Raw genomic sequence first — 11,500 nt, 5'->3', positions numbered from 1 at the left:
GAAACTTACTTTGCATCTCCAGTGCAAATTGAATCAAACTTCCAAAGATGTCCCCGAAAGTTATATCCACATCAACAGAAATTCATTTGCCGACACGCATTGCCTACCCCTGAAGGAGACAGGCAATGCATGTCGGACAAAGTTAAATAACTCCGAAGCTCGTTGCTGTACCTAGAAGATGAACTTCAAGGCAAACTGCACAGAACGCGGGGAGTTACTTTGTGGGTTGGTTACTTCTCCGAAATTGGAATCATCGACGTTTGTGTCAGGATATGCTGGATAACGGCGATTGGGGAAGTTGAATGCAGACGCACGGAACTCAATTAGCTTGCTTTCCGTGACGTTGAAGTTCTTCATCAGACTGATATCGTCCTGCATCCCCCAGTGTCCACGAAGCTGAGAGATATACCGGGGGGTATCTCCATAGGTTCCGTAACGGATGCCATTCGGCAGCTCTACTTTAGGAGCACGACGGAAGGCAGCCGTATTGAGGTACTTGGAGTGTTGGCCGAACTTATTGTAGTTAGGGTTCTTGAGCTGGCTATGAGGACCGTATCCCGGAGCCCAGCTGGCGCGTGAATTGCTGCTTGCGCCACCCATCCAATCCAGTCCTCCGCCAATCTGCATCGGAGTACCGGAATTGAAGCGCTCAATACCGGAGACCTTCCATCCTCCCACTAAGATATCTAGTGGACGTGAAATGTTCGCTAAATACTTGGATCCTCTTCCGAAAGGAAGATCGTAAACATAGCTCCAGCTGATGACATGTGTTTGATCGTCTCTATCAATCGACTTTTCAGCAGCCAGGTTGTATGTGTTCTGAGCAGCACCATCACCACGGTTCGCATCCTCACCGTCGGTATTGCCAATTAGCTTCGAGAAGGTATAGGCAACGAGCGTCTGCAAGCCATTGCTATAACGATGCTCAAAACTTGCTTCCAAGGCGTCCCACTTAGAGTGACCACCTGCGGCGCCGCCAGCATTGATGTTGATATCCGAGTACTGCGGATACGGACGCAATACCTGATTGAATTGGTAGTTGGAGGGGATCCACGAGGGTACGATTCCAAGTTTCTGAACCGCAGGATCCATTACATTTTTCGATAGCAGACTGTCGCCGTACTGATATAGATATTTAGGATCAAGCTGATTGAAGTTTGGCTTCTTGTAAAGGAGCTTGATACCTGCATTTCCGTGATAGCTGGTACGCAGGACTGAGTTATTGCCGATGCCCTGCTCAAGGGTCAGATCCCACGTTCCAAAGTACGGGGTACGGCCAGCCTTACGCTGATACCAGAACACACCCTGACCGACCAGGATGCCTGGATCAATATGAGGAGGCCTCTGGCTTGCAATTTGTGCTTGGTAGAAGGGTGTAAGCAAACCACCACTCGATGTGCTTTGCACAATCGTATTGACGCCTCTGGCCAGTTGATTGCCAGGAGCCCAATAACGTCCAGCAAAACCCATGTTACCGTTGTCGGCGTTTCCATCTTCACGTACTGGCTGGTAGAAGACACCACCACCACCACGTACTACGGTAGAAGGAGTGGCCTGATAGGCGAAGCCCAATCTTGGCCCCCAGGCATTGAGTCTGGTTTCGCCAAAATGATCGATTCCGCTTCTGCCCTGACCATGTCCTGCGAAGACCAGTGCACCCAGCGTTCCACCCGCGGAAGGATTCGGCACCGTGGGATCGAAGTTACTATTGTTACGATGGCGTTCACCCTTGGGAATAGGAAGCTCATATCTCAAGCCAGCATTAAGTGTCAGCTTGTGAGTCACCTTCCAATCATCCTGGATGAACCATGCAAAATATGGTGCGGAGAAGGCCTGGTCAGCGCCCCAATTGAAGCCAGCAGTGTTTGTCAGCCCCAGCAGAAATGCAGCATAGTTCGATCCTTGATTAGAGGTGGAAAATGCCGCAGCAGATCCGGGTAATGTGCCGGAATAGTTATACGAAGCATTGGAGGTTGCAGCACCGTCAAAAAGAATGGTGCCATTACAAGAAATGCAATCAATTCTGCGATACAACCAGTGGTAATAATTGAATCCGAACTTCACGGAATGATTTCCATGGCTCCAGATCATCGTGTCATACAGACTCTCCGACCGCTGGCGTGAATCTGTGAGCACTTCGCTGCCCCACTGGACAAACTCTGTGCTGTATTGAGTCAGCAGACCACGCTGTAGTCCCTGGCGGGATGCCGTTCCTGGGAACTGAACAGCATTACGGACATCATCCGTTACGCTGGATAGGCCAGGACCGCCTTCCATGATGTGGCGCTGATCAAAACCAAAGGTAAAGTGGTTGATCAGGTGATCGGTAAAGATGTGGTCTTCATTCAAACGGTAGTAGCGAATTAAACTATCGGAACCAAAATCCCGGCTCGGAATTCCGGCCACCGGACCGAGGACTGGATACGGAGGATTAAAAGAGCGGCCAAATGAGAAACTGATCCGGTCCTTCGATCCAAGATTGTAGTCGACCTTGAAGGAAAAAACGTTGGACTTGTTGCGGGTTTGCGAAATTGCGCGGTAATTGTTGTCTCTATCGTTTGTGGTCGTCAGCTCTGGATTCGGCAACATGCTCTGTAGCTTGTTAACGATGGAACTGGAGATTCTGCTGGGACAAATTACGTTGTAGACTCCGTTACACTGCATCGGCTGACGCTTGGTTTCATCCGTAATCAGATTGCCATTCGCATCGAACGGATCGAAGAGCGGAATCATCTTGCCACTGCCATCCTTATAATTGCGGAAATCGCCGGTACGGATCGCAGAGGTAGGGACGGTGACCAAATTGGTCGGTTGAGGGTTGATCCACCAGGCATATTCATAGGCGGTAAAGAAGAACAACTTGTTCTTGATAGCAGGACCGCCGAAGCTGAAGCCTGGATTGTTCTGTCGCCTCTGCCCCTTCCGTTGTTGCACCCAGGAGCTATTGTTTGCGTCGAAGGCTTCGTTGCGGAAGAAGTCGAAACCTGTTCCGTGGAATTTATTCGTGCCGGACTTCAGACCGAAGTTGACAATACCATTAGATAGGCGTCCAAACTCAGCTGAGTAGGACGAGCTCTGGACTTTGAATTCCTCAATAGCCTCAACGCTCACTCCATTCATGCCTTCGTCGTTACGACGTTGGCTCATGGACTCGGCGCCATCCATCAAAATACTTGTTCCCTGAATTAAGCCTCCGGCGATTCTTGTACCGCCTGCCGTAGTCACACCAGGAGTAAGAGCGATGAAAGAATAGGTACTCCGAGATCCTCCACCAATGCTCAAGGGGAGTTCCATGATCTCTTTGTTGGTCATGACCTTCCCGAGATCCATCCCCGCTCCGGAGAGAAGAGGTGGAGCATCATTAATCACTACTGTCTCGGTAGCTGAACCAACCGTGAGATGAACATTTAGTTCCACCTGGGTATTAATATTGACGGTTACGTCTTTGGATTCCCATTTCTGAAATCCAGCACTCTCAACGGTCACTCCGTAGAGCCCAACCGAAAGAAAAGGCAAGCGGAAGTCACCTCCCGAGCCAGATTGAGTCGTCTGGCTATTACCTGTGCCTCTATTCGTTACTGTGATAGTCGCATTTGGAACGGCGGCTCCTGAAGAATCGACAACTGTTCCCCCGATGCTACCGCGGTCTCCCTGCGCATGAGCCATTATTCCTGTGAGCAGAAATAACAAGCACACGGCGCTATAGAAGAGTATTTTTGATTTATTTCTCACTATTTTTGCCTCCAGTAGTTCAAGTCCTTGGCGCAAGGCAAAGGACCAACTGACCGATTTAAGAATCCACTCTTGCTGACTAGCTAGAGTGGATCCTCCTTGTTGGTTGGCTCTCAACGAACTCAAGGCGTATTTTCTGGGAGCAGCTAAAAGTCCGTTTGAGATCCGCCAAGTACTCTCTTCGTAAAAAACAAGCTTGTGGAGTGAAGTAACAGTAAACTCGTGCAACCATCGAAAACTCGAGGCATATAGCTCGATGTAAACAGTTCTTTCAAATGGGCAAACTTTTGAGAGCTCTTTGTTTCCGTCACTCTCTTCCACTTCGGGAGAAACAGCCAACTGTTTCCTTGTAATTTCCACACTTTTTACCGTAAAATGCCTTCGGATCGGTGGAAATTACCATCGTTGTCATTTTTGCGAATCTAATGAGACCCAAAATGAGAAGAGGCGCATGACTTTGTAGCGGAAATAGAGTCTGGCATGACAAGGGTGAGACTAGGGCCTATCACCCGTCCCGGGAAGCTCCGGGTAGTGAGATGTATATATAAAGATAAAAAAACTATGTCCTCTTCTCATTCGGTACCGACTCTTAACGGGCTTGGCAATGCGCCGACCGTAAAAGAGAAATTCGAGCTCGTAGAGCGGGTCGTTAGCAGTTCGGTGTTCTCTCGATCACCAGCGATGCGTGCTTTTCTGCTGTACATCACAAAACATGCGATTGAAGAGCGACCGGAGCGAATCAAAGAACAATGTATCGGAGCAGAGGTTCTGGGTCGGCGTCCAAACTACGATCCGGCAGAAGACAATATTGTTCGTGTTCGTGCTCACGAGTTGAGGCAACGTCTCGAAAAGTATTTCGCTAATGAGGGCGCTCAGGAACCTTTCATTATCACGGTTCCGAAGGGAACCTATGTACCGGAATTCCATGCACGTCCGATCGCTGTTGAGGTAGAGGCACAAGAAGTCGGCTCTCCTACCGTTCCACTTCCTGTCGCAGTTGCAGAAATACAATTGCCCGAAAAGAGGCCTCAAAGCAGGTGGAGCCCGCTATGGTTGGCTGGCTCAGCGATAGCAATTATTGCAGTTGTTGTTTCGGTCTTCCTTTATACATCGGCGCGTCAAAGCAAGAAAAGTGCTGAGGTAGGAGCACCGGCAAAGGCGATTCAGGATTTCTGGGGCCAATTTTTTGTGCACCCGGATGAAGAGCTTCGGGTTGTGGCTGCAGATACAGGTTTTGGACTCTGGCAGGACATGAGTGGCAATAATCTGAATTTGGGCGATTATCTCAGCCGCAAATACCTCCAAATACCAAACGATAAATTGCGCGAAGTGGCGGTTCGACGTTCAACCAGCCCAGCAGATTTATCCATCAGCCTCCAACTTTCATCCCTGGCTAGAGAATTCGGCGGGCACATCAGTCCGCAATACGCAAGAGATATCGGAAGTAGAGCTTTTCAAAATGGCAATGTCGTAATCCTCGGAAGCCATCGCTCCAATCCTTGGGTAGAAGTCTTTGAACCCAGGTTAAATTTTGTTGTCGAAAGAGACCAGCAAACCAATGCTCCGCTCTTCAGGAACAAAGTTCCGAAAGCAAGGGAGGCAGTAACGTATAGCCTTCCCGCAATGCTCGATGTAAATGGAGCTGAACAAAAGGAGCTGGAAAGCTATGGACTAGTCGCGTTGCTGAAGGGATGCAATGGCCATGACCTGGTAGTTCTGCTGGAAGGGCTAAACATGGAAGCAACGGAAGCAGCAGGGGAAACGGTGACCAATCCCCGCCGACTTGAGTCCGTGCTCCGCAGTATTGGTCATAAGCCGGGAACCGACGTTACCCCCTTCGAAGCCCTTATCAAACTCACTTCCCTGCCTGGCGGATACGCAAATTCCGAAGTCATCGCCTACAGAATTGAGTCTGGGGCCTCTTGCAGTTACTAGAACCTTTGGGACTGAAGCATCAAAGAACCGTACAATGCCCTAACTGCGAATACGTGGATTCACCACGACGTAAAGGGCATCTGTAAGCAGATTCACTAAAACATAGGTAAGGCCTACGGCAAGGATGCAGCCTTGCACCAAAGAGTAGTCGCGATTTGAGATCGCGGAAACGGTAAGTCTCCCGATTCCCGGCCAACTGAAGATCGTTTCCGTCACAATCGCACCGGCTAAAAGCGCGCCAAACTGTAAGCCGACTAAGGTGATGACTGGAATCAGCGCATTCCGCAATGCGTGACGATAAACAACCGTCCTCTCCGGCAAACCCTTTGCCCTGGCCGTCCGAATGTAGTCTTGAGAGAGCTCTTCAAGCATTGCAGTCCGGACCATTCGAGTCAAAATCGCGGCCAGACTGCCACCCATCGTAATGGCCGGCAAAACGAGGTGAGCGATAGATCCCGAGCCGGACACAGGAAGCCAGCCCAGACGAATCGACACTAACAATATAAGGATAGGACCAAGGGCAAACCCGGGAAAAGAAAGTCCCAGAAGACTGACGACGCCCAGCACATGGTCCTGCCAACGGCTTCGATGCAAAGAGGCGGTTACACCCGCAGGGATGGCAAGCAAAAGAGCCATGAGCACAGCTGCAGCCGTCAATTGCAATGTATAAGGATAGCGAACCACGATGAGATGAACGACGGTGTCATTCATACGCATGGAACGTCCCAGATCTCCGTGCAGAACTCCACGCCAATAGTGGGCATACTGCACTCCCAAGGGGAGATCAAGGCCATATTGATGACGCAGAGCGCCGATGTCTGCAGGAGTGGCTCCCTCGCCAAGCATCTGTTGAACCGGATCGCCGGGAACGAGGTGAATCAGGAGAAAGACCAACGATACAACCAGCCATAGGACAGGTACCGCATAGAGAATTCGCTTGCCGAGGGATCGAAGAGCTGCCATTTAACTGGCTTTCTCCTTCGCTTTTTCGTCTTTAGGAACAATCCGCTCCACGCGAACAAGACTGATGCGATGTCCATTCATTTCCACTACGGTTAGTTTCCGCCCGTCGAACTCCACCGATTCTCCCCCACGAGGAATCTTACCTAATCGGGTCAGCAGAAATCCTGCCAGGGTTTCCACGCCTCCCTCGCGAGGTAGCCTCCAATGCATCTGGGTCTCCAAATCGCGCAGACTGACTCCTCCATCCAGTAGAACGGCGCCGGAAGCTGAGGTCAATATGGTCTTGGCGGCAACGTCGAATTCGTCCTCAAGTTCTCCGATCAGCTGTTCAATTGCATCCTCAACTGTTACTAAACCGGCTGTTGAGCCATACTCGTCGACCACAATAGCCAAATGACGGCGACGCTGTTGAAATTCCTGCAGAAGATCGAGAACAGGCTTTGTCTCCGGAACGACCAGAACATCACGCATCACCTGACGTAAACGAAGCTGGCTGAAGGGTGCCCGCGAAAAACGTGTCTCCGCTGTAAACCGGAAGTGCATCAGGCGAGCAAGATCTTTCGAATAGACCACCCCAACGATATATTCCGGACCGCGTACCGGATCGTAAACAGGAACACGAGAGTGCTGTTCGTCAGTGACCTTGGCACTCGCATCTTCTATTAACATGTCGGCTGGCAGAGAAAAGATCCGCTGCCTCGGCGTCATAATCTCTCTCACCACAATGTGGTCGATTTCCACCGTCCGGTGGATCAAAGACTCCTGAAATTCGGGCAGCATCCCCATTTTTCGAGCTGCCGTGGCAATCAGCTTCAATTCCTCCGGCGAATGGACTGTGACCTGATTCATCATGGGAGCGCCAAAGGCATGAAGGACCAGCGCCGCAGAGCCGCGCATAAAATGCACTGCCGGGCGGGTAATCCGCATGAAGACCAGCATCGGCCCGGCAATTCCCAGAGCCAACTCGTCGCTTTTGCGCAAGGCAAGCGATTTAGGAACAAGCTCTCCTAATAAAAGATCGAAATAGGTGATCAGGGCAAAAGCCAGAGGAACGGCAAAAAAATGCCCATAAATGTCAGCATGAGGAACTCCGCGCAACCATCCCTCAAAGAGCCCGGCGACGAAAGGCTCGCCCATCCAGCCCAGGGCCAAACTACAGAGGGTTACGCCTAACTGAGCCGCAGAAAGAAAGTCGTCCAAATTTTCCTGTAAATGTCTTACAGCCCGTGCTCCCGGACGTCCGGCGGCAATCAACTCCTCCACTCGCGTCGGACGCATGCTCACCAGAGCAAATTCGGCAGCGACAAAAAAGCCGTTGGCGAGTATCAACATCGTCACCGAGAAAAACCGAAAGAGCAGGTATTCAAACATTTCTGCCTCCGAGTCTAAAGCAATTCCGCCGTAGATGTACCCAGGGCAGCAAAAGTGTGCGCAGTTTTCCGGAAAACCGGGTCTTCCCCGCCCCTCTGTGCCTGGAATATCTGAAAAAACGCACACAATCTGGTGACAGAAATTTGCCCTTCCCCGGGAACCGATGCCCCCCTTCTCCCGTACTATCTCTGGAAGAGGCGGTTCACTGTAGACCAGGCTCGCTCTCGGTCGTGGAGGAATGTTTTGACAACGCAACGTAAGAAAAAGAGATTGTGGCTCTGGGTTGGCGTTCCAGTCGTCGTTCTGCTATTGGTTGTTGCTGTGGTTGCGGCACGAGGACATGGAACAAAGATCGATCCGAACCGCATCGGCAAAGTCACACGGGGAGATATCGCCAAGAGTGTTATCGCCACGGGCAAGATTCAGCCTATTACCAAGGTGGAGGTTAAATCCAAGGCTAGCGGTATCGTCGAAAAGCTCTTTACCGATATCAATGCTAACGTTCACAAAGGACAGCTATTAGCACAGCTTGACCAACAAGAAATCCTTGCTCAGGTAGAGGCTCAACGCGCCCAGTTACAGGCCGCACAGGCAAATGTCTCAACGTATGAAGCTAATATCGATCAAGATAAAGTAAATGCTGCTGCTCCCGATCTCCCGATGTACAAGAGCACCCTGGATCGAAACATACAGATGGCCAAAGAAGGCGTCGTCTCGCAGCAGATTCTGGACAATGCCAATCGTGATTATCAGGCAGCACTCAATAAGCGCGATGCCTCCCGTGCGCAAATTGGAGTCGATCAAGCAAAGCTGAAACAGGCACGGGCACAAGTTGCCCAGAGTCAGGCAAGTTTGAAACAACTGGAAGAGCAGCTTAGCTACACAACAATTACTTCTCCTATTGATGGTGTTGTCCTCTCGCGCGACGTAGAAATAGGTGATGCTGTCAGTTCCATCCTTGTGTTGGGCTCTACGGCAACCCTCGTCATGACACTTGGAGATACGCAGCAAGTCTATGTACAGGGCAAGGTTGACGAAGCCGATATCGCGCATGTTTATCTTGGACAACCTGCACGTATTAAGGTGGAGTCTTTCCGAGATAAGGTCTTTAACGGCAAAGTAACAAAGATAGCTCCACTCGGCGTTGAGAAGGATAATGTAACGACCTTCGAAGTTCGCGTTTCGATCGATAATCCGACCGGCGAATTGAAGGCCAACATGACCGCTAATGCTGAAATCCTTCTCGAAGAACACAAAAACGTCCTGACAGTGCCAGAGAATGCAGTAATTTACGACAATCAGAAAAACGCATTTGTTGAGGTCCCCGATTCGAAACAAAAAGATGGTAAGCGTCGTGTACCAATCAAGGTGGGAATCTCGAATGGCAGCCGTACTGAAATTCTGGACGGCCTCAAAGAAAACGAGACGGTCATCATGCAGCAGTAAAGCAAGTACCTATGCCGGGATGTTCGGATTCGGACACCCCGGCATAGATTCGGACGCTTCATGACGAAGCCTCAGTCAAGATTCAGCAGAAATCAAAGAAATTTGCCGGTTTATGCTTTGGCACACTGCGTGCTTGTTCAGTATCAAGAACAAAGAGTTTTCGCACCTCAAAGAATGAGTTGGCAGGCAGGAGAAATCGAGAATGAACAGATTACAAACCCGTGCTTCTATTATCGCCAGTACTGCAGCGGCCTTCCTGCTGACGATCCCTGTTTATGCATTTTCCGCAGAAGGAACCTTCGATAAAACGCTGAATGTTCAGGGAGCAGTAACCTTGGATATCTCAACGGGATCAGGATACATTCACGTTACTCCCGGAACAGATAGCCAGGTACACGTTGTCGGCCATGTAAAAGCAAACCGTGGTTCGTTCAGCATGAGTTCGCCGGAAGAAAGAGTAAAAGAAGTTGTTAACCATCCGCCGATAGATCAGGTGGGCAATATTATCCGCATCGGCAAAGACCATTCCTTCTTGCGAAATGTATCCATTGATTACGAAATAACAGCTCCGAAAAGTGCGCAATTATCTGCAAGCTCCGGTTCGGGAGATGTCCGCATTCAATCCGTAGGCAAGGACGTGAAGCTTAGCACCGGATCAGGAAGCATTTCAGCAAACGGAGTACGTGGAAATATCTCATTGGAAACCGGCTCCGGCGACATCCAGGCACAAGCGATAGAAGCTAGCGATGTCAAAGCGGAGACGGGCTCCGGAAGTGTGCATCTGAGTGGAATCCAAGGAGCACTTAAAGCACAAACCGGCTCTGGAGATATCGAGGTTCAGGGAAAGCCGACTGCAAATTGGAAGCTTGGAACAGGCTCAGGATCGGTAAATCTGACCACTGGAAATGCTTCCTACACACTCGATGCCTCAACTGGATCCGGCTCCGTCAAGAGTGATGTGCCGCTCACGGTTGAAGGCAGTCTGGAACGCCATCACGTGACTGGCAAGGTCAATGGCGGTGGGCCGCTTGTCCGTGTTGAAACAGGATCTGGAAACATTCACATTCACTAAACAATTTCGGCATGTCCGCTCCTAGTGATGACCACGTGTAGATTTTTCTAGCGGAAGACCAACACAAGCCACCATTAGCTACGGACACACCACAGCCGAAATTGCACAACCTCCTAATTCGCCGGGCTTGCGCCTACAAGCCCGGCCTTTTTTTTCTTCCTGGGCATTTCCTTCTATCCCAGATTTGATTACAAGGAAAGTAAAAGGCCGTAGACTGGCTCTATGCTTACGATTCTACGGTCGATACCTACAGACTCTATTCGCTTAGTTGTCTTTGACCTCGATGGAACACTAATCGACTCGAGCGTGGACCTCTGTAATTCCATCAATGCCATGTTAGTGAATGAACGTCGCCACAAGCTCCCGAATGCGGTCATTGCGAGCTATATTGGCGATGGAGCGGCTATGTTGGTGCGCCGTGCTCTCGGGGATCCCGACGATGAAGAACTAGTATCCCGTTCCCTTCGCTATTTTCTGGGTTACTATCGCGAGCATAAATTGGACAACACCTACGCTTATCCCGGGGTTTTGGAGTCCCTTCAGACCCTGACTCAAGGGAAACAGCGTTCTATGGCTGTTCTGACCAACAAGCCAGTCGGTCCGGCAAAGGCTATCTGCGAAGCGCTCGGCATGAGTCCATACTTCTTCCAGATCTATGGCGGTGACAGTTTTACGGTTAAGAAACCCGATCCCCACGGATTAATGGAGCTGATGGATCAGGCAAATGCAACTCCGGAAGAAACAATCATGATTGGGGACTCCGACGTGGATGTCCTAACGGCGCGAAATGCAGGTGCCTGGATACTCGGATGCAAATTCGGGCTATCTCCGCATACTCTGGAAGCTGCGCCTCCCGATTTGCTCGTCGATTCTGCTTTTGAGTGGACGCATGCCCTCGGCGCTGAGAAAATATCTACAAAGAGATCGCTATAAGCGGCAAAAGATACCAGATAGAACTGTCAACAAACTTTCCCAGAATAT

Annotated in this window: 7 protein-coding genes; 4 read left to right on the top strand and 3 right to left on the bottom strand. The window is 50.3% G+C overall.

Annotation, left to right across the window (positions count from 1 at the left end; all coding sequences use genetic code 11):
• Positions 1 to 171: 171 nt before the first annotated feature.
• The gene (locus tag AC6I7T_RS22855; RefSeq protein WP_497790056.1) at positions 172 to 3,732 is read right to left on the bottom strand and encodes a TonB-dependent receptor; all 3,561 of its coding nucleotides are present in this window, start codon (positions 3,730 to 3,732) and stop codon (positions 172 to 174) included.
• A 561-nt stretch (positions 3,733 to 4,293) separates the two neighbouring features.
• Between AC6I7T_RS22855 and AC6I7T_RS22850 the strand changes: the two genes are divergently transcribed.
• Entirely contained in the window at positions 4,294 to 5,667 is a 1,374-nt protein-coding gene (locus AC6I7T_RS22850) for a hypothetical protein (protein WP_497790055.1), read from the top strand.
• Positions 5,668 to 5,706: 39 nt separating this feature from the next.
• Here the strand turns inward: AC6I7T_RS22850 and AC6I7T_RS22845 are convergent, their stop codons facing one another.
• Together AC6I7T_RS22845 and AC6I7T_RS22840 are read right to left on the bottom strand one after the other, a co-directional pair.
• Positions 5,707 to 6,630, bottom strand: coding sequence for an ABC transporter permease (locus tag AC6I7T_RS22845; protein WP_497790053.1), 924 nt, complete (start codon positions 6,628 to 6,630; stop codon positions 5,707 to 5,709).
• The gene (locus tag AC6I7T_RS22840; RefSeq protein ID WP_497790052.1) at positions 6,631 to 8,001 is read right to left on the bottom strand and encodes a hemolysin family protein; all 1,371 of its coding nucleotides are present in this window, start codon (positions 7,999 to 8,001) and stop codon (positions 6,631 to 6,633) included.
• 243 nt (positions 8,002 to 8,244) lie between these two features.
• Between AC6I7T_RS22840 and AC6I7T_RS22835 the strand changes: the two genes are divergently transcribed.
• The 3 genes from AC6I7T_RS22835 to AC6I7T_RS22825 all read left to right on the top strand — a co-directional run bounded on the left by AC6I7T_RS22835 (position 8,245) and on the right by AC6I7T_RS22825 (position 11,452).
• Positions 8,245 to 9,447 (top strand): efflux RND transporter periplasmic adaptor subunit, encoded by a 1,203-nt coding sequence (locus tag AC6I7T_RS22835; protein WP_497790050.1) that lies wholly within the window; start codon positions 8,245 to 8,247, stop codon positions 9,445 to 9,447.
• A 202-nt stretch (positions 9,448 to 9,649) separates the two neighbouring features.
• The gene (locus AC6I7T_RS22830) at positions 9,650 to 10,519 is read left to right on the top strand and encodes a DUF4097 family beta strand repeat-containing protein (RefSeq protein WP_497790048.1); all 870 of its coding nucleotides are present in this window, start codon (positions 9,650 to 9,652) and stop codon (positions 10,517 to 10,519) included.
• Between the two features lie 222 nt (positions 10,520 to 10,741).
• The gene (locus tag AC6I7T_RS22825) at positions 10,742 to 11,452 is read left to right on the top strand and encodes an HAD family hydrolase (RefSeq protein WP_497790047.1); all 711 of its coding nucleotides are present in this window, start codon (positions 10,742 to 10,744) and stop codon (positions 11,450 to 11,452) included.
• Positions 11,453 to 11,500: the final 48 nt, after the last annotated feature.

This window comes from Humiphilus diazotrophicus, assembly GCF_059726315.1.
The sequence above is the reverse complement of the archived record's forward strand: the minus strand, read 5'-3'. Positions and strand labels throughout refer to the sequence as shown.